At 49.6% G+C, this 21,199-nt stretch carries 20 protein-coding genes; 11 read left to right on the top strand and 9 right to left on the bottom strand.

Annotation, left to right across the window (positions count from 1 at the left end; all coding sequences use genetic code 11):
- Positions 1 to 35 precede the first annotated feature (35 nt).
- From ACN0VA_RS00735 to ACN0VA_RS00720, 4 genes are all read left to right on the top strand, one after another.
- A complete protein-coding gene (locus ACN0VA_RS00735) occupies positions 36 to 1,205 on the top strand; it encodes a DNA recombination protein RmuC (RefSeq protein ID WP_417819286.1) in 1,170 nt (389 codons plus the stop codon).
- Positions 1,206 to 1,296: 91 nt separating this feature from the next.
- Positions 1,297 to 1,596: an ArsR/SmtB family transcription factor gene (locus ACN0VA_RS00730; RefSeq protein ID WP_417819285.1), complete on the top strand. Its 300-nt coding sequence runs from the start codon at positions 1,297 to 1,299 to the stop codon at positions 1,594 to 1,596.
- Complete coding sequence (locus ACN0VA_RS00725; protein ID WP_417819284.1) at positions 1,593 to 2,225, top strand: cation diffusion facilitator family transporter; 633 nt, start codon at positions 1,593 to 1,595, stop codon at positions 2,223 to 2,225. Before ACN0VA_RS00730 ends, ACN0VA_RS00725 begins: the two co-directional genes overlap by 4 nt.
- A 363-nt stretch (positions 2,226 to 2,588) precedes the next feature.
- Positions 2,589 to 3,614, top strand: coding sequence for an aspartate-semialdehyde dehydrogenase (locus ACN0VA_RS00720; RefSeq protein WP_417819283.1), 1,026 nt, complete (start codon positions 2,589 to 2,591; stop codon positions 3,612 to 3,614).
- A gap of 70 nt (positions 3,615 to 3,684) precedes the next feature.
- Here the strand turns inward: ACN0VA_RS00720 and ACN0VA_RS00715 are convergent, their stop codons facing one another.
- The 3 genes from ACN0VA_RS00715 to ACN0VA_RS00705 form a co-directional block, all read right to left on the bottom strand.
- A complete protein-coding gene (locus tag ACN0VA_RS00715; protein ID WP_417819282.1) occupies positions 3,685 to 4,533 on the bottom strand; it encodes a DUF6920 family protein in 849 nt (282 codons plus the stop codon).
- Positions 4,534 to 4,542: 9 nt separating this feature from the next.
- Entirely contained in the window at positions 4,543 to 5,136 is a 594-nt protein-coding gene (locus tag ACN0VA_RS00710; protein WP_417819281.1) for a TetR/AcrR family transcriptional regulator, read from the bottom strand.
- Positions 5,137 to 5,260: 124 nt separating this feature from the next.
- Positions 5,261 to 6,238 (bottom strand): DUF3426 domain-containing protein, encoded by a 978-nt coding sequence (locus ACN0VA_RS00705; protein WP_417819280.1) that lies wholly within the window; start codon positions 6,236 to 6,238, stop codon positions 5,261 to 5,263.
- 193 nt (positions 6,239 to 6,431) lie between these two features.
- Here ACN0VA_RS00705 and ftsE point away from each other — a divergent pair, with 193 nt between their 5' ends.
- The 7 genes from ftsE (at position 6,432) to ACN0VA_RS00670 (ending at position 12,666) form a co-directional block, all read left to right on the top strand.
- Entirely contained in the window at positions 6,432 to 7,145 is a 714-nt protein-coding gene (gene ftsE / locus ACN0VA_RS00700) for a cell division ATP-binding protein FtsE (RefSeq protein WP_417819737.1), read from the top strand.
- On the top strand, positions 7,142 to 8,035 hold the full coding sequence (locus ACN0VA_RS00695; RefSeq protein ID WP_417819279.1) for a cell division protein FtsX: 894 nt from the start codon (positions 7,142 to 7,144) through the stop codon (positions 8,033 to 8,035). The genes ftsE and ACN0VA_RS00695 overlap by 4 nt, the downstream gene beginning before the upstream one ends.
- Before the next feature lie 2 nt (positions 8,036 to 8,037).
- Positions 8,038 to 8,670: a YdcF family protein gene (locus tag ACN0VA_RS00690; protein ID WP_417819278.1), complete on the top strand. Its 633-nt coding sequence runs from the start codon at positions 8,038 to 8,040 to the stop codon at positions 8,668 to 8,670.
- Positions 8,667 to 9,395 (top strand): lysophospholipid acyltransferase family protein, encoded by a 729-nt coding sequence (locus tag ACN0VA_RS00685; RefSeq protein WP_417819277.1) that lies wholly within the window; start codon positions 8,667 to 8,669, stop codon positions 9,393 to 9,395. The genes ACN0VA_RS00690 and ACN0VA_RS00685 overlap by 4 nt, the downstream gene beginning before the upstream one ends.
- 1 nt (position 9,396) lies before the next feature.
- Positions 9,397 to 10,203, top strand: a complete 807-nt coding sequence (proC, locus tag ACN0VA_RS00680; RefSeq protein WP_417819276.1) for a pyrroline-5-carboxylate reductase — start codon at positions 9,397 to 9,399, stop codon at positions 10,201 to 10,203.
- A gap of 217 nt (positions 10,204 to 10,420) precedes the next feature.
- Complete coding sequence (locus tag ACN0VA_RS00675) at positions 10,421 to 10,924, top strand: phasin family protein (RefSeq protein WP_417819275.1); 504 nt, start codon at positions 10,421 to 10,423, stop codon at positions 10,922 to 10,924.
- 296 nt (positions 10,925 to 11,220) lie between these two features.
- Positions 11,221 to 12,666 (top strand): DEAD/DEAH box helicase, encoded by a 1,446-nt coding sequence (locus ACN0VA_RS00670; RefSeq protein ID WP_417819274.1) that lies wholly within the window; start codon positions 11,221 to 11,223, stop codon positions 12,664 to 12,666.
- Between the two features lie 57 nt (positions 12,667 to 12,723).
- Here ACN0VA_RS00670 and ACN0VA_RS00665 read toward each other — a convergent pair whose 3' ends face one another.
- The 6 genes from ACN0VA_RS00665 to infB form a co-directional block, all read right to left on the bottom strand.
- Positions 12,724 to 14,259 (bottom strand): YifB family Mg chelatase-like AAA ATPase, encoded by a 1,536-nt coding sequence (locus ACN0VA_RS00665; RefSeq protein ID WP_417819273.1) that lies wholly within the window; start codon positions 14,257 to 14,259, stop codon positions 12,724 to 12,726.
- 163 nt (positions 14,260 to 14,422) lie between these two features.
- Complete coding sequence (pnp, locus tag ACN0VA_RS00660) at positions 14,423 to 16,636, bottom strand: polyribonucleotide nucleotidyltransferase (RefSeq protein WP_417819272.1); 2,214 nt, start codon at positions 16,634 to 16,636, stop codon at positions 14,423 to 14,425.
- A 248-nt stretch (positions 16,637 to 16,884) separates the two neighbouring features.
- A complete protein-coding gene (rpsO, locus tag ACN0VA_RS00655) occupies positions 16,885 to 17,154 on the bottom strand; it encodes a 30S ribosomal protein S15 (RefSeq protein ID WP_188663665.1) in 270 nt (89 codons plus the stop codon).
- A 21-nt stretch (positions 17,155 to 17,175) separates the two neighbouring features.
- Complete coding sequence (truB, locus tag ACN0VA_RS00650) at positions 17,176 to 18,072, bottom strand: tRNA pseudouridine(55) synthase TruB (protein WP_417819271.1); 897 nt, start codon at positions 18,070 to 18,072, stop codon at positions 17,176 to 17,178.
- Between the two features lie 25 nt (positions 18,073 to 18,097).
- Positions 18,098 to 18,514: a 30S ribosome-binding factor RbfA gene (gene rbfA / locus ACN0VA_RS00645; RefSeq protein WP_417819270.1), complete on the bottom strand. Its 417-nt coding sequence runs from the start codon at positions 18,512 to 18,514 to the stop codon at positions 18,098 to 18,100.
- 90 nt (positions 18,515 to 18,604) lie between these two features.
- Complete coding sequence (infB, locus tag ACN0VA_RS00640) at positions 18,605 to 21,148, bottom strand: translation initiation factor IF-2 (RefSeq protein ID WP_417819269.1); 2,544 nt, start codon at positions 21,146 to 21,148, stop codon at positions 18,605 to 18,607.
- Between the last annotated feature and the right edge of the window lie 51 nt (positions 21,149 to 21,199).

The following is a 21,199-nucleotide window of genomic DNA, read 5'->3' as shown; positions in this document are numbered from 1 at the left end:
ATGTCTGACATTGATAGTCGATAAGGAATATTCACTTGGATTTTTTGCAAAATAACGATTTGTTGATTGCGGTACTTGCCGGATTTTCGGCCTTTTGCCTTATTCTTGCGGGTTGGGCGATTTTACGCAAACCGGCAAAGGAAGAGGGCGAGTCACAAGCCGATGTGCTGAGCCGACATATGATGGAACTGAGCCGGGCCAACAGCGAATTGACAGGCCGTCTTGCTCAGTTGCATGAAACCCAAGACCGTGCCCAGCAGGCGGTGAACGAACGTTTGCAGGCACAGGAACGGGCCATAACCAAGACTTTGGATGAGCGTTTGGCAAATTTGACGCACCGGATGGGGGAAGGCTTGTTGGAACAAACAAAATCAACAGCCAAGCATATGTCAAATTTAACGGAACGCTTGGCGGTTATTGACACTGCTCAGAAAAATATCATGGATTTGTCCCAACAAATGGTCGGGTTGCAGGATATTCTGTCCAATAAACAAACTCGTGGGGCGTTTGGGGAAGTGCAGTTGGAAATGTTGGTGACCAATGCTTTGCCGCCTTCGGCTTATGCTTTTCAGGTGACCTTGTCCAATACCAAACGGGCCGATTGTGTTCTGCATTTGCCCAATCCACCGGGATCTATCTGTATTGACTCCAAATTTCCGTTGGAAAGTTATCAGGCCTTACAAAATGCGGAAAACGATCAGGATAAACTTTTGGCGACGCGCACGTTTAAGACGGATTTATTGAAGCACATTAAAGATATTTCCGAAAAATATATTATCCCCGGGGAAACGGCAGAAAGCGCGCTGATGTTTTTACCCAGTGAAAGTATTTATGGGGAATTGCATTCTAATTTCGTGGATGTGGTTGAAAAATCCTATAAAGCAAAAGTCTGGATTGTGTCCCCGACAACCTTAATGGCGACCTTGAATACGGTGCGGGCTGTCTTGAAAGATGCGCGCATGCGCGAAGAAGCCGGGCGCATCCAAAAAGAAGTCATGACCTTGTTGGAAGATGTGGAACGTCTGGACAAACGGGTCGAGAATCTGGATCGCCATTTCGGCCAAACGGCAAAAGATATCCGCGATATCCAAATCACGACCGGCAAAATCACCAGACGAGGCGAGAAGATTGAGGAAATTCAGATCGGCGATGAAAGTCCGGCTGAAGACCTTGCTCCGCCGACAGACAGAATCGAATCTTCTTAAGGAAACGAACCTGTTTTCCAATCCAGTTTGCAGGTCAGTCTTGACATAGCTCAAACATATGAATACATATTCATTAATTGGAGTTATTGATATGAAAATTGAACAAGACCAGCTTATTGAACTGTCCGAAGTTTTTAAACTGCTGGGTGATCCAACCCGTTTGGCAATTTTGATTTCCTGTATGGAAGAAGAAAAGTCGGTTGGTGATATTGTGGCAATTACCCAAGCGTCGCAATCTCTGGTGTCTCACCATTTGCGCCTGTTGCGTGGCGCGCGTTTGGTGCGCCCGCGTCGTGCGGGTCGGCAAGTCTTTTACAAGGCCCATGATGCCCATATCAGTTGCACCTTGAAAGATATGATTGATCACGTCCATGAGGAAGAAGAGTTATGAGTGCCGGATGTTCCAGTTGTTGTTCTTCTCAGGACGCGCCCGTTGTTGATAAAACATATCGCCGGATTCTATGGTTTTCGCTGGTGGTTAATTTGGGGATGTTCTTTATTGAAATCATCGCCGGGGCAATGGGAAATTCTCTGGCGTTGACAGCGGATGCGGTGGACTTTTTCTCTGACGGGGCGAATTATGCCATTACCTTGATTGTGTTGGGCATGAGCTTGCAAGCCAGGTCCAAAGCCGCATTGTTTAAAGGTGTTTGCATGGGCATGGTCGGGGCTTATGTTTTGTTTGTATCGGTTTCCCATATCATAAACGGCACTGTCCCGCGGGCTGAAGTAATGGGCATTATCGGCTTTATGGCGTTAATCACCAATGTTGTTGTGGCCTTGCTTTTGTTTCGACATCGCAGCGGTGATGCCAACCGCCAGTCTATCTGGATTTGTTCACGCAACGATGCCATTGGCAATATTGCGGTTATGCTGGCCGGTGCTGGTGTTTGGGCCTCTCAAACAGGTTGGCCGGATATCGTTGTTGGTTTGGGAATTGCAGGTCTCGGCTTGTGGGGGGCTGCACAAATTGTGACGCGCGCGCTTGCTGAAATGCGAACAAACGATCAAAACGTTTAGGCCCTTTTGTGCATTTGCGAAAACAGACTCTAGACAAATGGTGTAAATTTCAGTATGAAAGGGCCACGATTTTTTTGAAGAGTGTCTTTAAATGTTGAACGCACAAAACATCATGTCTGTTAAAAAGACCACCGCAAAAGGTTTTGCGGGTGATGTTGCATGCACGCTCTTCACCGGCTTCACGAAAACCAAGACGACTACGACGACTAAAGCGTAGCCTGCGGGGACTGAAAACGGATCGTATATTCGAAAAAAGGCCCTCGCGGGGATTACCGCTTCGGGCCTTTTTTCGTATGTGCAACATCAATCGGGAAATGGAACAGGCGGAAGACACCACTGGGCCACAATACAAAGGAAAGCAAGATGGGTTATAAAGTTGCAGTTATGGGCGCCACCGGCAATGTAGGCCGTGAAATGCTCCAGATTATGGCAGAACGTAATTTTCCGGCAGACGAAGTTGTCGCGCTGGCGTCTCGTCGTTCGGTCGGTCGTGAAATTTCTTACGGGGAAGACCAAATCCTGAAAGTTCAGGATCTGGATACGTTTGACTTCACCGGGACCGACATTGTTCTGTCTTCACCGGGTGGTGCAATTTCTGCGAAATATTCCCCGCGCGCAGCCGAAGCCGGTGCAGTTGTTGTGGATAATACATCCCATTTCCGTATGGACCCGGATGTTCCGTTGATCGTTCCTGAAGTAAACCCGGAAGCAATTGCGGATTACAAGAAAAAAGGCATTATCGCGAACCCGAACTGCTCGACCATTCAGATGATGGTTGCGTTGAAGCCGTTGCATGAAGAATTTGGTATCGAGCGCGTGATTGTTTCCACTTACCAGTCTGTTTCCGGCGGTGGTAAAGATGCGATGGATGAACTGTTTGAACAGACAAAAGGCATCTTTATGAATAAGCCTGCGTCTGAAACCAAAAAGAAATTCACCAAGCAAATCGCGTTTAACTGCATTCCGCATATCGATGTCTTTATGGATGACGGCGCGACCAAAGAAGAATGGAAAATGAAGGTAGAGACTGCAAAAATTCTCGACCCGAATATCAAGGTCCACGCCAACTGCTGTCGTGTTCCTGCGTTCATTGGTCATGCTGAATATATCAACATCGAAACCAAAAAGCCGATTGATGTTGCCCGTGCACGTGAAGTGATGCAGGCCCAAGATGGCTTGGTGGTTGTCGATCATCACGAAGACGAAGGTTATGTGACTCAGGTCGAATGTGCGGGTGAAGATGCGACTTATGTCTCTCGTATCCGCAAAGACGATACTGTTGAAAACGGTCTGTCTTTCTGGTGTGTGTCCGACAACCTGCGCAAAGGTGCTGCGTTGAACACCGTCCAAATCGCAGAAGTTCTGGTTCGTGACCACTTGAAGAAATAAGCTTTTATCTTAAAAGCGTATTCTTAAAAAACGCCCCGGCAGCGAGATGTTGTCGGGGCGTTTTTTATGTTTAAGGGGCAAAGTGAATATCTGTAATTTTTGCGCGCCAGAAAGGATGGGCGATTGCGTCTTTGCCGACACGTGATATTTCAAACGACATGGGCAGGCGTATATTGTTGACCAGTTGGAAATCTGATCGGCTGACGCGTTCGCCCGATCCGTGATACGGGGTGGTTAAGTCACCGGGTTTTGTTGCGTCAAAGGAAAGCAATTCACCATTTGGGCCAAACGTGGCTATGAGTTCGGCCTTGATCCCATAGGCAGAAGCAACCGCTAAAGCGTGGGTATCATCAATCGCATGCCATGTCACAATACCACCGGGCAAAAGCGCCATAGGATAGGTCGGACTTTCCAATAACCAACGCCGAAGTGAGATTTGATTAAGGCTGGGATTCTTGTCTTCATGCACGACGGAAAATGCGGATAAAAGCTTGGCCTCCATTTGCATCTCGCCTTCAATAAATCGATCATAAACGTCTGCCCAGATCGGCCCGAAGATAGGCGTACTGGCGCTGAACACCATATCGGGCCGGGTAAAACTGGCAACTTGACGGGCGGTTGTGGGTTCAAAACTTTGTGTTAAAGGGCGGCGAAACATGCCTTGCATTTTGACCACGACATATTGCTTTTGCTCGGGAAAACCATTTGGGAAGGTGAAAGCAAAATAACGTTGAACAGGTTGGGGCAAAGCCTGAATTTCTGCTGCATCAGGGAGTGAAAAGCTTTTTGCCGACGAGATGATACGCTGTTCAAAACCTTGAATGGTTTGCTTCATCGAATGGTCGCTATAACCAATAAATAAGCTGATTGCGATAGATAGGCTGAGCAGGCCAATTGTGAGGGGGCGTGAAATTTTCATATTCTCATCCTATTTTGGTGCAGTAGGGAACAGAAGCGTCATAACGGTATCGACCACTTCATAAGCCTGCCCCCACGAAAAGGTCCCGTTGTTTTCCATCGCCATGAGAATGGCACCGTGCACGGCATTCCACATAAGATAAGCGAGCGACTCGGCTTCTATGCCTTGTTTTAAAGCATGCGGTTGGGCATTACGAACACCGTTTATCAGGGGCTGTAACAACGTTTCTGCGACATTTATATCGGCTGCCTTGCTGTTATGATCCGGTGTGAAAATCAATCGATAGAGATTTGGATTTTCTTGGGCAAAGGAAATGAAATAATGTCCGCCGTTTCGCAAACTTTGAATAGGCTCTGAGGGGGCTTCTGTCTCGTATCTACTTTGTTTTTGGGCCAATAAGTCTTGAAAGGCCCGTTGGCGGACATGGTCCAGCAAATCATCCTTACTAGAAAAATAGGCGTACAGGGCAGGGGCGCTACAGCCGATTTTCTTGGCAATGGTGTTTAAGGAAAATGTGTGTGTGCCGTCTCGCAACAGGGCTATGACTTCTGTAACAGCATGGTCTTGTATATCGATCGCGTCTGATTTTTTGGGACGGGCCATGATGGGTCTCTCAATTTAATTTAACATCATTAAATTAACAACGTTAAATTAATTGTCAAGAGTTGATATAAAAAAAGCCCCGCCGTTCAGGGCAGGGCTTCTTCAGATTTGATTTAAATCTTTTTTATTGTTTTGTTTCCGGGTCAACAAATGTGACTTCCAGACGGCGTGCACTGGCCGCCGGGTTTTTGATCTGGGCTTCAAACGGTGTTGTCCCGCCCGCTGCAACTTCTTTGTCTTTGGTATCGACAATCAGGAACTGGACTTCCGCATCGGTTGCATCAAACAGGGATACCCGGATTTGTGGGACACTTTGTGTGGTTTCAGAAATATTGCCGACATCGCCGGCAACGATCAAAATATTGTCGTTGCCTTCTGTACGCCGCGATGAATGAACGTCGCGGATTTCCATCAAATCACGTAATTCAGGTTTCATGCCAAGCATGCCCTGAACCATCCCGAAATAGTCATCGTAAATTTTGTAAACCGGGGCGGCTTGCGGAACGAATTGCATAATCATGCCCCGACCAAAATGGACCGCACTGCCCAGCAGCGCAATAATGATGATCAGCCAGAAAAGGAATTTAAAGAAACCGCCTTTCTTTTTCTTCTTCTCTTTTTGGCGCACGGGGGCGGTAAAGACTTCCGGGATTGGTTCCGGGTCATCGAGATCGTCCATATCGTCAAGGATATCGTCCTTGCTATACATCGACTCGGCCATAGATTGAACGGGTTCGATATCATCATCGCCAAAGATATCGTTTAATTCCTCGTCGCTGGGCATGTCGTCTGTATCAAAACGATCACTCGCGGCCTTCGGTTCCGGTTCTGGTTCCGGCTCCGGTTCAAACATTGGCTCCGGTTCCGGCTCTGGCTCCGGTTCGAACATGGGTTCCGGTTCCGGCATAGGTTCCGGTGCTGGCGGCGGCGGCGGCGGGGCCGTCGTTACCTCGTGTTCATCCAACTCTAGGATGCTATCTTCATAGGGCGGTTGCTCCCATGTATGTGCGCATTTCGCACAACGCAGTGTGCGCCCCTCTTCGCCGAGTGCAGCGATAGGAACGGAATAATGTGCCGAGCAATTTGGACAACTAATAATCATGGAGCCACCAGCTTTTACCTAAGTCCTTATTCTTTATAGGCGTTTCTTTGCGTCTAGGCAAGACTGCCCGTTGCTTAAAAAATCGCGTTAGTTTTGACTTTAATATATTATGTGTGAATAAGGTCTTAACGAACGCGATAAGAATGCGTACAAAGGGTATCGCATTAAAAGTAAGAGGCGGTTGATTTTGGTAATTGTAAAGCTGGAAAATGTAGGTTTACGCTACGGTGTAGGGCCGGAGGTTTTGCGCGATGTCTCCCTGACATTGGAAGAAGGAGCCTTTCATTTTCTGACAGGGCCGAGTGGGGCGGGGAAATCATCCTTGCTAAAATTGATGTATCTGGCGCATCGCCCAACCCGTGGTCTTATTTCCCTGTTCGGCAGTGATATTGCGACCACCGAACGCGACACGTTACCTGCCCTGCGCCGCCAAGTTGGGGTTGTTTTTCAGGAATTTCGTCTGCTGGATCATATGTCGACATTTGATAATGTCGCCTTACCGATGCGCGTTGCCAATGTACATGAAAAAGATATTCGCAAGCATGTGACGGAACTTTTAACCTGGGTTGGATTGAAAGATCATATGAGTGCGCGCCCCAGTACATTATCCGGTGGCCAACAGCAACGTGTTGCCTTGGCGCGTGCCGTCATTACCCGCCCCCGCTTGTTGCTGGCCGACGAACCGACAGGCAATGTGGATGATAAACTGGCTGTGCGTTTGCTTCATCTTTTGGAAGAATTGAATAAACTGGGCACGACGATTGTGATGGCGACGCACAACGAAGGACTGGTACGTCAGTTCGGTCACCCGCGTATTTGTATTGAAGATGGTCGTGTTGAACAAATGGGGCCGTTGCGCCCGGCAGCGCGTCGCTCCAATGTGCGCATGGAGGGGAAGGTCACATGAGTATTCTGTCCTTCAATCACCATAAAGATGTGCCGTTGGATAAAGATCCGGGCACGCGGTTTCTGCCGTGGCTGATTGCCTTTATGGTGTATTTGGCGGCCTTGTCTGTGGTGGCGACAGCAATTATGCAGTCCGTGAGTGCACGTTGGGAACGTGGTGTTTCCGATACTTTGACGGTTCAGGTGCCACCGGGGGACAGCGTGAAACAGGATCAAGCCCAGATTGCTGGGGTTTTGAAAATTTTGCGAGCCCATCCGGCTGTGGTGCTGGCTGAACCGATTGCGCGGTCCCATGTGGTTTCGTTGTTGGAACCGTGGTTGGGCAATAGTCGGGCGTTGGATAATATGCCGCTTCCGCATTTGATTGATGTCTCGCTGCGCAGTGGGATGGATGTGGATGGGCAACAGTTGGTTGATGCCATGAATAAAGTGGCACCTGGTGCGACAATGGACGATCACCGTGTTTGGCTGGACCGTCTGATCCGCATGAGCCAAACCTTGGAATGGGGGGCTTATATTGTTTTATCGCTTATTGGGTTCGCCTCTATCGGGACGGTCTTTTTTGTGACCAAGACCGGCCTTGCCATTCATCAGGATGTGATTGAGGTTCTTCATCTTATTGGGGCACAGGATACTTATATCGCGCGTCAATTTGCCGAACATGCGTTGAATTTGGGCTTGCGTGGCGGGTTGTTGGGGTTGGCGGCTGCCGGTCCGACGTTTGCCGGTTTTGGCTATTTATATCGTCAAATCGACAGTGCTTTATTGCCTGATATTGATATTGGGCTTTGGCAATGGGTGGCGGTTATGGGATTGCCCATTGTTGCCGCAGCTATGGGATACCTGACGGCCCGCGTTGCCGTCTTGCGTACACTTCATAAAATGGTTTAATTATGGTACGGATGTTACCCCAGAAAAAACGCCGTCTTTTCGGTCCGTTGGCAATTTTTTGTATTTTGGCCTGTTTCGTCTGGTCTGGCGGTTTTATTGTTTTTATGGATCATGTGCCGCGACTGGTTGAAGATGACTATACCACAACGGATGGCATTGTTGTACTGACCGGCGGGACGGAACGTTTGAACACAGGCATGACCCTTTTGATGCAAAAGAAAGCCCAAAAGCTTCTGATCTCTGGTGTTTATCGGGGGGTAGAGCTAGAAGAATTGCTTGCCTTGTCCAAAAGTGCCCCGCAAGAACTCGAGTGTTGTATTGATATCGGTCACGAAGCCGACAGCACGCGAGGCAATGCGAAAGAAACAGCGCGCTGGATCGAAAAAACCAGATTTAAGTCTTTACGATTGGTGACGGCGAACTATCATATGCCGCGAAGTCTGTTGGAGTTTTCTTTTTACATGCCTCAGGTCCGGCTGATTGCACATCCGGTTTTTCCTGAACATGTGAAAGTGGATCAATGGTGGCGTTGGCCGGGAACGGCAGCCCTGATGGTTGGCGAATATAACAAATTTTTACTGGTCTGGCTGCGTCAGGAACTGGCGCGACAAACTGATCTTGAGATATTGAAATGACATTTATTCGATCTGTATTATTTAACATTTATCTTTTTGGCGGCACAGGGGTCATTGCTTTAATTTTGCTTGTGTTGTTACCTTTTTCTTCACAGGAAATGCGCAAGGGTTCCCAGTTTTGGACGCGTTATGTCATGTGGGGGATGCGTCATATCACCGGGATTGATTATGAAATTCGGGGACTTGAAAACTTACCTAAAGCGGGCGGGATTATTGCCTGTAAGCATCAATCTGCCTGGGATACGGCAATTTTCGTTCTGTTGCGTCTTCGAACAGCATATATTTTAAAAGAAGAATTGCTGAAAATTCCCTTTTATGGCTGGTATGTAAAACGCAGCGGACATATTGCCGTGAACCGTTCTGCGGGGGCAAGTGCCCTGAAAAACATGGTCGCCGATGTAAAGAAGGCGTTGGAAGAAGATCGCAATGTTGTGATTTTCCCGGAAGGGACGCGCTCTGCGCCGGGGGAACCGGGGACGTATCATCCCGGTGTTGCCGCCATTTATACCCAAACGGGCATGCCTGTTATTCCGGTGGGATTGAACTCCGGCCTGTATTGGGGACGGCGTAGTTTCCTGAAAAAGCCGGGTAAAATTATCATGGAAATTATGCCACCGATTGAACCGGGCTTGAAACGCCGTGAATTTATGGCAACCTTGCAGGAACGCATCGAAACAAAAACTTCGGAACTGGAAGCCGAAGGACTGAAAGCAGGAGAACAATAAAATGGGTATCGTTTTGGTCGGTTGCGGTAAGATGGGCGGTGCGATGCTGGAAGGTTGGCTCGATCAAGGGATTGCGGCTGACGATATCCGTATCGTGGAACATTCTGCTGAAAATGCCCAAGCCCTGCGGGAACGTCATGGTGTGGTTGTCTATGATGACATTGCCAAAATTGAAGAAGATTTTTCGGCCGATATTGTGTTGTTGGCGGTGAAACCCCAAGGCATGGATGCAGCGGCCCAAGCCTGCAAACGATTTGGGGCAAGCACGACGTTTCTGTCTATTGCCGCAGGTAAAACCCTATCTTATTTTGAAAATATTCTGGGACAGGAAGCCGCCATTGTCCGTGTGATGCCGAACACGCCGGCGGCGGTGCGTCGCGGGATCAGTGTCGCATGCGCCAATCCCCATGTAAGCGATGCAGCAAAGACCGAATGCAGCACACTTCTGGAAGCTATTGGCGAAGTGGCATGGGTTGATGACGAAGCCCTTATGGACCCGGTAACCGCCGTATCCGGTTCTGGTCCGGCTTATGTGTTTTATATGACGGAATGTTTAACCCAAGCTGGCATTCAGGCGGGATTATCCCAAGACCTTGCCACACAGTTGGCACGGGCAACGGTTGCCGGGGCCGGCGAGTTGATGCGTCAAAGCGGGATCGATGCGGCACAATTGCGCAAAAACGTGACCTCACCGGGCGGAACGACACAAGCGGCCCTTGAAGTTTTGATGGGGGAAGAGGGAATCGCACAACCGATGGCGCGTGCCGTTGATGCTGCGACGCAACGTTCCAAAGAACTGGCGGGATGATCACCCCTTTTTCATGAATGTCATGGAAGGGTCATGTTTCTGTAAAACTCAATAAATCAAAGCCTTATAAGGTGAGTGAAAGCGACACTTTGAGGGGGTGTAAATATTTTTTGTGCAGTGCACAAAAAGATGTTGACTCTTAGGTAGCATTATACCATATTGAGCTTAGAAATATTGCAGTGCAGCAACCTTATCATTCTTTATTGGAGCAAACCCAATGACCAAACAAGCTAATCCATTTGCCTTCGACGCTTCTAAAATGTTCGGTGATTTCGACCCGACAAAACTGATGAGCGAATTCGACCCGCAAAAATTCATGGGCGATTTTTCCAAAGCGTTCTCTGAATACAAAATCCCCGGTGTTGACGGTAACGTCATTCTGGAAAGCCAGCGCAAAAACGTAGAAGCGCTTGCACAAGCCAACAAAGTTGCCTTGGAAGGCATGCAGGCTGTTTTCAAACGCCAAGCTGAAATCCTTGGTCAAGCGATGGAAGAAATGCAAGCCACTTTCAAAGACCTGTCCGTTGCAGGTGAGCCGCAAGATAAAGTGGCCCAACAAACGGATCTGGTGAAAGAAGCGATTGAAAAAGCTTTGTCCAACATGCGTGAACTGGCCGAAATGGCTGGTAAATCCAACTCAGAAGCTTTTGAAACAATCCACGCTCGTTTCACTGAGTCTCTTGACGAAGTTAAAGAGCAAGTTCTTAAGCTGAAAAAATAATTAACCTTCCCCCCTGTAAGGTTAGAATTGGGGCTGTCGCATCGTTTATCGAGAGGCAGCCCCTTTTTTTGTCTGATGAAAAGTGCAAGCTTTTCTTGACATTTTAGGGAAAAAGGCGGATAAGCCGCCTCACGTTATTTCCGTGCGTGCAAAGTTAATGCACGTGCCCGTGGCAGAAACCTGTCAGTCCTGTGTGCAGCAGGAGTATCGCTTTTTAGCGGTGCCGGTCGCGTTCCCTTGCCCCGATTTGGGCATCATGTGCGGAATTTTTACATGTCGCCAGGACGCATTTTAGGGTGACGAAACCGCAGATGATACAGGAACGTAAAACTGTGACCACATTTGATATGTTGGGTCTTGCCCAACCTTTGCTCGACGCCATTTCCAAACAAGGCTTCGATACGCCGACGCATATTCAAGACAAAGCTATTCCGCATTTAATGAACGGCCATGACCTGATGGGCGTTGCCCAAACAGGTGGTGGTAAAACAGCTGCCTTTGTGCTGCCTTTGGTTCATCGCCTGCTGGAAGAAAACGAAAAAACAGTCGCAGGAAAACCGCGCTGTATTATTTTGGCGCCAACGCGGGAACTGGCTCAACAGATCGGGGTGGCAATCCGCTCCTTCACCAAAGGCCAGAAAGTTTTCCATACGGTTATTTATGGCGGATCTCCTTATCGTCAGCAATTGCAGCAATTGCAACGCGGGGTTCACATCGTTGTGGCGACACCGGGCCGATTGATGGACCATATGGAACGCGGTTCCATTAAATGTGATGATGTTCATACCTTCATTTTGGACGAAGCCGATCGCATGCTTGATATGGGCTTTATCCATGATGTCAGAAAAGTCGCGGCCTCCATGCCGGCAGAAAAACAAACCGTTATGTTTTCAGCGACCATGTCTAAACAGGTTCGGGGGTTGGCAAGCGGTGTTCTGGTTTCACCAAAAATGGTTGAAGCCGCGCGTGAAAATTCTGTTGCCAACACAATTGACCACCGCGTCATGCATATGAAGCAGAAAGATAAGCCGAAATTGCTTGATCATCTGTTGGACGATCCGACTTTGAAAAAGGTGCTGATCTTCACGCGTACAAAAGCGATGGCGGATCGTTTGTGCGATAATTTAAAAGAACGCGGTCATAAAACCGATACCATTCATGGGGATCGTCAACAGGCTGCACGTCAACGTGTTCTGCGCGCTTTCCGCAATGGTGATATCGAATTGTTGGTGGCGACCGATGTTGCTGCACGCGGTATTGATGTTGCTGATATTTCCCACGTCATTAACTATGACATGCCGTTGGAAGGCGATGCGTATGTCCACCGTATCGGTCGGACAGGCCGTGCCGGTCAAAGCGGTGTTGCCCTGTCTTTCTGTACTGATGGGGAAGGTGACCTGTTGCAAGCCATTGAACGGACCATTCAGCAACGTGTTGATGTTGAATCCGAACATCCTTATCATCAGGACCCACTGCCGTTTAAGGCAAATGGCGATCAAAAACGTCGCCGTTTTGGTGGAGGCGGTACAGGCAAAAAACGCACCTTTACCAAGGGACCGAAAAGCCAAGAAGACGGTTTCAAAAAGAAATCTGATGGCGGCTTTAAGAAAAAGACTGAAGGTGGTTTTAAAAAGAAATCCGATGGCGGTTTCAAGAAAAAGACCGAAGGTGGATTTAAAAAGCGTGGACCGAAAAAAGTCCAACGCAAGACACCGAACCTTGCAGGTCGTCGCGCGGCTTAAGCTTTTTAAAGCGAACAATATATTTGAAAAAAGGGTCGCTTTTATGTGGCCCTTTTTTTATGGCAAAAGGGCGGCTGCTTTTTTGCGGGTCATGTTGGGCCGATAAGACAGACTTTCCCCGATATGTTCGACCTGAACCTGTTCACTGCCGGATAAATCGGCCAAAGTTCGGGCAACCCGCAAAACGCGATGATACCCGCGGGCTGAAAGACGCAGCTTTTTTGTGGCTTCCAATAACAGATTTTGTCCGGCTTTGTCCGGTGTGGCAATCTTCAGCAAGAATTCGCCATCGGCTTCGGCATTGGTGCGAATGCCGTGATTTTTATAACGATGTTTCTGTATGGTGCGGGCCTGCAATACACGTTGGCGCACATCCAGGGTTCCTTCTTGGGGGGGTGGCAAATGTAAATCGGTCGGGTTGACCGCCGGTACATCCAAATGAATGTCGATACGATCCAGCAGGGGGCCGGATATTTTATCACGATAACTTTCCGCACATTTTGGTGCACGGGAACAAGCCAATGCCGCATCATCGAGATGACCACACCGACAGGGGTTCATGGCGGCAATTAATTGGACCTGCGCAGGATAAGATATATGGGCGTTTGCGCGGGCAATTTCAGCACGCCCGCTTTCCAACGGCTGTCGCAAGGCCTCAAGGGCGGTGCGGTTATATTCCGGTAATTCATCCAGAAACAGAACCCCCAAATGCGCAAGAGAGACTTCACCAGGGCGCACACGGTGGCCACCGCCGATCAATGCCGGCATGGAAGCCGAATGATGTGGGTCGCGAAAGGGGCGTTGGATCATCAATCCCCCTTCGGGCAGTGTTCCGGCGATGGAATGGATCATGGAAACTTCCAAGGCTTCTTGTGCGTCCAACGGGGGGAGAATACCGGGCAGGCGGCGGGCCAGCATGGATTTTCCGGCACCGGGGGGACCGCAAAACAGCAAGTTGTGATTTCCGGCTGCGGCAACTTCCAAGGCACGCTTTGCACTTTCCTGTCCACGAATATCGCGCAAATCCAGATGGGCTGGGCCTTCTTGTTTTTCAACACGCACAGGTTTGGGACGGCTCAGTAACTGTCGTCCTTTAAAATGGTTGACCAATTCCAAGAGATTGTTGGGTGCCACCACATCAAGATCCCCCGCCCAAACGGCTTCGCCCCCTTGTGGTTTGGGACACAGGATATTGCGATCATTTACTTGGGCATGAATGGCCGCGGGTAAAACACCGGTGACAGGGGACAGCCGCCCATCCAATGCGAGTTCCCCCAAGACAATAAAAGGGCTGAGATCTTCTTCACTGAGGACATCCATTGCTGCCAGTAAACCAAGCGCGATAGGCAGATCAAAATGGGAACCTTCCTTGGCAAGATCGGCAGGTGACAAATTAACCGTGATGCGTTTGGGCGGCAGTGATAACCCCAAAGCACTCAGGGCCGCGCGCACTCGCTCGCGTGCTTCTGATACGGCTTTATCGGCAAGCCCAACGATATTGAGGGCGGGAAGCCCCGTGGTTATGGAAACCTGAACCTCGACTTCAATAACGTCGATGCCTTGGAATGTGACTGTTGTAATACGTGCGGTCATTGTAAACCTCTCTATGGTGTGTGAGAGGTTTATGAAAGGGTTGGGAGGATTTTATGTGGAAACCAGATAAGGGATTAAACAGCTACGACCTTTTTCTAAAAAAAAGCCCCTTGGAACGAACGTTACCAAGGGGCTTTTGTGTCAGTCACTTAACAGTGAGGACTTAGTCCGCTTTTCTACGCGGACGACGACCGCGCGGTTTGTCGGACTTGTCAGACTGTTCGCCATCGCCTTCTGCACGCGGGCGTTTTGCGCCCACTTCGTCGGAGATGTCTTCGCCTGTTTCCTGATTCACAACACGCATGGACAGTTTGACTTTGCCACGGTCATCAATCCCGATCAGCTTGGCCCAAACTTCATCACCTTCGCTGAGAACGTCGGAAACTTGTGCAACACGTTCGTTTTTCAGTTCAGAGATATGAACCAGACCGTCGCGTGTGCCCATGTAGTTGACGAATGCGCCGAAATCCATGACCTTAACAACTTTACCACGGTAAATTTTGTTAAGTTCCGGTTCCGCCACAATGCCTTGGATCCAGTCAATTGCTTTTTGACCGGACTCACCGTCAACAGCGGCGACGCGGATCGTACCGTCGTCTTCGATATCGATTTTTGCACCGGTGACTTCGGTAATTTCGCGGATCACTTTACCGCCTGTACCGATAACTTCACGGATCTTGTCTTTGTTGATCTGGAACTGGGTAATCTTCGGCGCATTGGACGAGATTTCGTCACGACCAGATGTAATAGCTTGTGCCATTTCATTCAGAATGTGAACGCGACCGTCTTTGGCCTGACCCAATGCGATTTCCATGATCTCTTTGGTGATGGATGTGATTTTGATATCCATCTGCAAAGACGTGATGCCTTCTTCTGTACCGGCAACTTTAAAGTCCATGTCGCCGAGGTGATCTTCATCACCCAGAATATCGGACAGAACGGCAAAGCCGTCGTCTTCTTTGATCAGGCCCATTGCGATACCCGCAACCGGACGTGCCAGCGGAACACCGGCATCCATCAGGGACAAGGATGTGCCACAAACCGTCGCCATAGAAGACGAACCGTTTGATTCTGTCACTTCAGATACCACACGAACCGTGTAAGGGAATTCTTCCTTGGACGGCATCAGCGGGCGAATAGCGCGCCATGCTAGTTTCCCGTGACCGATTTCACGACGACCCGGTGATTTCAGGAAGGAAGCTTCACCGACAGAGTACGGCGGGAAGTTATAGTGCAGCATGAAGTTTTCACGATATTCGCCAGCCAGTTGGTCGACGATCTGTTCATCCTGACCCGTTCCCAATGTACAAACGGCCATTGCCTGCGTTTCACCACGGGTGAACAGGGCAGAACCGTGTGCACGTGGCAACAAACCAACTTCAGCCACGATGGAACGAACGGTTTTCGTGTCGCGTCCGTCAATACGGGACTGGGTTGCGATGATGTCACGGCGAACGATGTCTTTTTCAAGATTTTTCATCGCACCGCCAAGAACGACACTTGAAATCTCGCCTGCTTCAACTGCATCGGCGTAGAATGAGGTGACTTTTTCTTTTGCTGCAGAAACAGCAGCAACGCGTTCTTGTTTGTTTTGGATTTTGTAAGCGGCACGCAGGTCGGCTTCAGCCAATTCTGCTGCTTTTGCTTTTACATCTTCCAAATACGCCGGGGCTTCCGGCAGTGCCCAAGGCTCTTTCGCGCAAACTTCGGCCAGATCAATGATGGCATTGATCACATCTTGGAAAGCGGCGTGACCGAAATCAACGGCACCCAGCATAATTTCTTCAGACAGTTCCTGTGCTTCGGATTCAACCATCAGCACGCCGTCAGTTGTACCGGCAAGGGCGAGGTCAAGGATGGAGTCTTCCATCTCGTCCAAAGTTGGGTTCAGCACATATTCGCCTTCGATGTAACCAATGCGGGCCGCACCGATGGGGCCCATGAAAGGCATACCGGAAATGGTCAGGGCCGCAGAGGCACCGATCATGGCAACGATATCAGGATCATTTTCCAGATCGTGAGCAAGAACCGTACAGATAACTTGTGTTTCGTTTTTATAACCCGGTGCGAACAGCGGGCGGATCGGACGGTCAATCAGGCGAGATGTCAGTGTTTCTTTTTCAGAAGGGCGACCTTCGCGTTTGAAAAAGCCACCCGGAATTTTACCGGCAGCAAAAGCTTTTTCCTGATAGTTGACCGTTAACGGAAAGAAATCAATGTCGGTACGTGCCTGTTTCTGGCCGACGGCTGTACACAAAACTTTTGTTTCGCCATACGTGACCAAAACAGCACCGTCAGCTTGACGTGCGATTTTACCTGTCTCGAATACCAGCGGGCGACCGCCCCATTCGATTTCTTTACGGAATTCTTTAAACATATATCTTCCTTACATACGTACATTTTGGGCTGGTTAAGGGACCCTCCCTCAAACTTCAGCCTTTTCGCCAATCTACACCACATCGACCGATTGCGGTTTGACGAATGTGTGACATTGCCACATGTGTTTCGCTGTGAAAACAACGATCTTTTCAATTGAAAAGACTTCTGAGGTGTCAGAAGAACATATTGGTCGAAAGCAAAAAAGGCGCAACCCATTGGCTACGCCTTTCTTTGCAAATCTTTGTCTTAGCGACGCAGACCCAAGCGTTCGATGATGCTTTGGTAACGTGCAACGTCTTTTTTCTTGGTATAGTCCAAGAGACGACGACGCTGACCAACCATTTGCAACAGACCGCGACGAGAGTGGAAGTCTTTTTTATGAGTCTTCAGGTGCTCTGTCAGGTTTGCAATACGCTTAGAAAGGATAGCAACCTGTACTTCCGGTGAACCAGTGTCACCTTCTTTAGTTGCATATTCTTTGATAACCTGTGCTTTTTCTTCAGCAGTAATCGACATCGTATACTCCATATGTAAATGTTAATAATTGAAGACACGGAACGGACGGACAAAACCATCCTCGATTTTTGCCAAGGCCAAAAGCTTGTCTTCATACATCAACCGCAGGATTGCTGTATTATCCAAGTCCCGATGAAGGGGCATGCCTTGACGGATCTTCCGAGCTTCTTCCTCACTCAAAGCCAATGCCGAGATGTCGTCCAGCACGGTTTCGATCGCAAGGAGGCTTTCAGAAAGCGCGTCACTATGCACAATCTCCTCTAAAAAATCCAGAGAAATCGCGCTTTTTTCGTCGAATGGGCCGACTTTTGTGCGACGCAAGACAGATATATATCCAAGGGTGTCTAATTTTGCGGCGATATCGCGCCCCAGACTACGTACATAGGTCCCTTTACCGCAATCAACTTCAAAAACAGCCCGATTCGCATCCGGCATATCAATCAGTTCCAGACGATCAATTTGAACGGTGCGGGCGGTCATTTCGATGTCTTCATCGGCGCGTGCAAGCTTATAAGCCCGTTGACCATTAATCTTGATAGCACTGAATTTGGGGGGAATTTGCTCTATGGCCCCTAAAAAGGTTGGCAGGATGGCTTCAATCGCAGCTTTGCTTGGACGTTTTTCACAAGTTGCGCTGATTTCACCTTCTGCGTCATCGGTGGTGCGGGTTTCGCCCCATGTGACTTCAAAACGATAGGTTTTAGTGCCATCCATCACAAAGGAGACGGTCTTGGTTGCTTCTCCAAAGGCCAGCGGCAACACACCACTGGCGAGGGGGTCAAGCGTGCCGCCGTGGCCGACTTTCTGTGCTTTGGTCAACCAACGCGCCTTGCCGACAACGTTGTTGGATGATATTTCCAGTGGTTTGTCGATAATCAACCAACCGTGAATGGGAATACCTTTTTTCTTTCTGCCCATGAAATCCCCTTAAGCCGCAAGTGGCTTATGATAGGTCTTCTTCGTCTTCATCATCGTCATGTGCAAGGTCAGCTTGAACTTTAGGATCCTGCAATAAGCGATTGATTTTCAAGGCTTCATCCAAGGATTCATCCCGCTTGAAATTAAATTTCGGGATATATTTGGTGGTTGAAACGCGCGAATATTCGTGGCGCACATGACCGCTGGCCCGATTTAAGCCATCGACAACCGCATCCGTATTGTCGCCGCCTAGATCAGAGACAAAAACAGTGGCATTGCGCAGATCGGGGCTGACGCGCACTTCGGAAACGGAAATGGAGGCGTCGATCAAATCAGGGTCGCGAAAATCGGCACGGGCGATAATTTCAGCCAATGCATGGCGGATTTCTTCGCCAACGCGCAATTGGCGTTGCGTCGGTGCTTTACCGGAACGTCTTGTCATAATGGAATAGTCCTCCACACTGTGTGACCCGCAAAACAATACGGGGGATCGGTGGAAAAAGGCCCCTGCAGAGGCAGGGGCGCTTGTTTCTTAGATTTCTTGCTCGATTTGCTCCATTTCGAAGCATTCGATCACATCGCCGACTTTGAGGTCGTTGTAATTTTCAAATGACATACCGCATTCGAAACCGGATTTAACCTCTTTTACATCATCCTTAAAGCGTTTGAGCTGGCCCAACGCCCCGTTGTGGACGACAACGTTGTCACGCAGCAGGCGAACCTTGGCACCGCGTTTGACAACGCCTTCGGTGACCATACAGCCGGCAATCGTACCGACGCGAGAGATATTGAAGGTTTCGCGAATTTCCGCGTAACCGATGAATTTCTCTTGATAAACCGGGTCAAGCAGACCGGTCATCATGCGTTTCACATCGTCAGCTGCATCGTAGATGATGGAATAATAACGAATATCCACACCGTCGCGTTTTGCCAGTTCGCGGGCTTGCGGGTTGGCACGAACGTTAAAGCCGATGATCAGGGCGTTGGATGCACGTGCCAGTGTGATATCTGACTCGTTGATCGCACCGACGGCACCGTGCAGGACCTTAACTTTCACATCGTCACGTGTCAGCTTGTCAAATGTACCTTGCAGAGCCTCGATGGAACCTTGAACGTCAGCTTTGATAACGACGGGCAGTTCCTTGACTTCGCCAGCAGCGATTTGGCTGAACAATTCTTCCAGTGTTCCGCGCCCAGAAGCCGCTGCTTTGGCAGCCTTGGATTTGTTGGTCCGATATTCAGACACTTCGCGGGCTTTGGCTTCGCTTTCCACCACGACCATTTGGTCACCGGCAGACGGTGTGCCTTGCAGGCCGAGAACCTCAACCGGGGTTGCCGGGCCTGCGGATTTCACGTGATGACCGTGATCATCAACCAAGGCACGGACACGGCCCCATTCGCTACCGACGACAAAGATGTCACCGATATTGATCGTCCCGCGTTGAACCATGACGGTTGCGATGTTACCCCGACCACGTTCCTGTTTGGCTTCGACAACAACACCTTCTGCGGCGCGGTCCGGGTTGGCTTTCAGTTCCAGAATTTCCGCTTGCAGCAGAATGGTTTCTTCCAGGCCTTCCAGGTTGATGCGTTTTTTGGCAGAAACTTCCACGTCCATGACATCCCCGCCGAAACTCTCTACTTGAATTTCGTGGTTCAGCAATTCCTGGCGAACGCGGCTGGGGTCAGCACCCGGTTTGTCAATTTTGTTAATTGCCACGATAATCGGCACATTCGCCGCTTTGGCGTGACGGATCGCTTCGATAGTTTGCGGCATAACACCGTCATCGGCAGCGACAACAAGAACGACGATATCTGTCAATTCCGCCCCACGTGCACGCATGGCGGTAAAGGCCTCGTGACCGGGGGTATCGACGAAGGAGATTTTCGCCCCACTCGCCATTGTCACCTGATAAGCACCGATATGCTGTGTAATGCCACCGGCTTCTTTATCAACGACATCTGTTTCACGCAATGCATCCAGCAAGGATGTTTTACCGTGGTCAACGTGACCCATTACGGTCACAATCGGTGCACGGGGTTGCAGATCGTCAGCTTGATCTTCCGGCCCGGTCAGATCTGTTTCAACATCGGCATCGGAAACACGTTTCACGGTATGGCCCAGTTCTTCCACGACAACTTGCGCCGTATCGGCATCAATCGTTTGGTTGATGGTGACCATCGTGCCCATTGTCATCAACGTTTTGACAACAACCGCGGCGCGTTCTGCCATACGGTTGGCCAATTCCTGAACGGTAATGTGATCCGGCAAGACGACTTCGCGTGCTTGTTTGGATTTATCGGCGTCTTGACCGCTTGCTTTCGCCTTTTGTTTTTGGCGTGCGCGCTTGACGGAAGCCAAAGACCGTTGACGTTGTTCATCACCGAAGCTGTCCACAGACAGTTTGCCTTTGCCGCGACGGCGGTCGCCTTCGCGTTTGGCGACTTCTGGTTTCTTAACCTCTTTTTTCTTCGGTTTTACAGCCGCTTTATTTTCCGGCTTCGCAACAGCAGTCGGTGATTTTTCCGCGCGTTGTGCCGCGATAGCGGCTTCTTCGGCCAGACGGCGTGCGTCTTCTTCTGCTTTTTTCTTTGCAGCTTCTTCCGCACGTTCTTTTTCTTCACGGTCCTTTTTGGCCCGTGCTTCTTTTTCGGCTTTTTCCTGTTCGCGGCGTTCTGCGTCAGCCTGTTCGCGCTTGGCACGGGCTTGAGCATCCTGCAATGCGGCGAGGGCGGCTTCTTCTTCCGCTTTCTTCGCATTTTGAAGCACTTCGGCCCGTTTGGCCATTTCGCCTTGTGTCAAATGCTTGTCAGCCGTATCAAAGTCGGGTTCTGCATGGAATGCATTTTCCGCTTGTTCTTGTGCTTGTGCCTGATCCTTGCGCAGTTCGGACATACGTCCGCTGGAGCCTTGAACAAACGTTCTTTTCTTGCGAACCTCGACAGCCACAGACTTACTGCGTCCGTGAGAGAAGCTCTGTTTGACCAATCCTGCGTCTACAGTCTTCTTCAGTTCAAGTTTGCCGGGTCGATTGAGGCTGAGCTTGTTGCTGTCGTCGCCTTTTTTATCTGTCATATCCGAGCTGTGCCTGTCTTTCGTACGTTCGCATCGTATTCTTGCCAATCA

The sequence above is a fragment of the Terasakiella sp. genome (assembly GCF_048267425.1).
Lineage (GTDB): Bacteria > Pseudomonadota > Alphaproteobacteria > Rhodospirillales > Terasakiellaceae > Terasakiella.
Note: the sequence above shows the minus strand (reverse complement) of the source record. Positions and strands in the feature narration are given on the sequence as shown.

Excerpts from the sequence above, each read along its gene's own strand:
- ACN0VA_RS00730 (WP_417819285.1), top strand. The coding sequence starts at position 1,297 with ATGAAAATTGAACAAGACCAGCTTATTGAACTGTCCGAAGTTTTTAAA.
- ACN0VA_RS00725 (WP_417819284.1), top strand. The coding sequence starts at position 1,593 with ATGAGTGCCGGATGTTCCAGTTGTTGTTCTTCTCAGGACGCGCCCGTT.
- ACN0VA_RS00720 (WP_417819283.1), top strand. The coding sequence starts at position 2,589 with ATGGGTTATAAAGTTGCAGTTATGGGCGCCACCGGCAATGTAGGCCGT.
- ACN0VA_RS00715 (WP_417819282.1), bottom strand. The coding sequence starts at position 4,533 with ATGAAAATTTCACGCCCCCTCACAATTGGCCTGCTCAGCCTATCTATC.
- ACN0VA_RS00710 (WP_417819281.1), bottom strand. The coding sequence starts at position 5,136 with ATGGCCCGTCCCAAAAAATCAGACGCGATCGATATACAAGACCATGCT.
- ACN0VA_RS00705 (WP_417819280.1), bottom strand. The coding sequence starts at position 6,238 with ATGATTATTAGTTGTCCAAATTGCTCGGCACATTATTCCGTTCCTATC.
- ACN0VA_RS00695 (WP_417819279.1), top strand. The coding sequence starts at position 7,142 with ATGAGTATTCTGTCCTTCAATCACCATAAAGATGTGCCGTTGGATAAA.
- ACN0VA_RS00690 (WP_417819278.1), top strand. The coding sequence starts at position 8,038 with ATGGTACGGATGTTACCCCAGAAAAAACGCCGTCTTTTCGGTCCGTTG.
- ACN0VA_RS00685 (WP_417819277.1), top strand. The coding sequence starts at position 8,667 with ATGACATTTATTCGATCTGTATTATTTAACATTTATCTTTTTGGCGGC.
- proC (WP_417819276.1), top strand. The coding sequence starts at position 9,397 with ATGGGTATCGTTTTGGTCGGTTGCGGTAAGATGGGCGGTGCGATGCTG.
- ACN0VA_RS00675 (WP_417819275.1), top strand. The coding sequence starts at position 10,421 with ATGACCAAACAAGCTAATCCATTTGCCTTCGACGCTTCTAAAATGTTC.
- ACN0VA_RS00665 (WP_417819273.1), bottom strand. The coding sequence starts at position 14,259 with ATGACCGCACGTATTACAACAGTCACATTCCAAGGCATCGACGTTATT.
- pnp (WP_417819272.1), bottom strand. The coding sequence starts at position 16,636 with ATGTTTAAAGAATTCCGTAAAGAAATCGAATGGGGCGGTCGCCCGCTG.
- rpsO (WP_188663665.1), bottom strand. The coding sequence starts at position 17,154 with ATGTCGATTACTGCTGAAGAAAAAGCACAGGTTATCAAAGAATATGCA.
- truB (WP_417819271.1), bottom strand. The coding sequence starts at position 18,072 with ATGGGCAGAAAGAAAAAAGGTATTCCCATTCACGGTTGGTTGATTATC.
- rbfA (WP_417819270.1), bottom strand. The coding sequence starts at position 18,514 with ATGACAAGACGTTCCGGTAAAGCACCGACGCAACGCCAATTGCGCGTT.
- infB (WP_417819269.1), bottom strand. The coding sequence starts at position 21,148 with ATGACAGATAAAAAAGGCGACGACAGCAACAAGCTCAGCCTCAATCGA.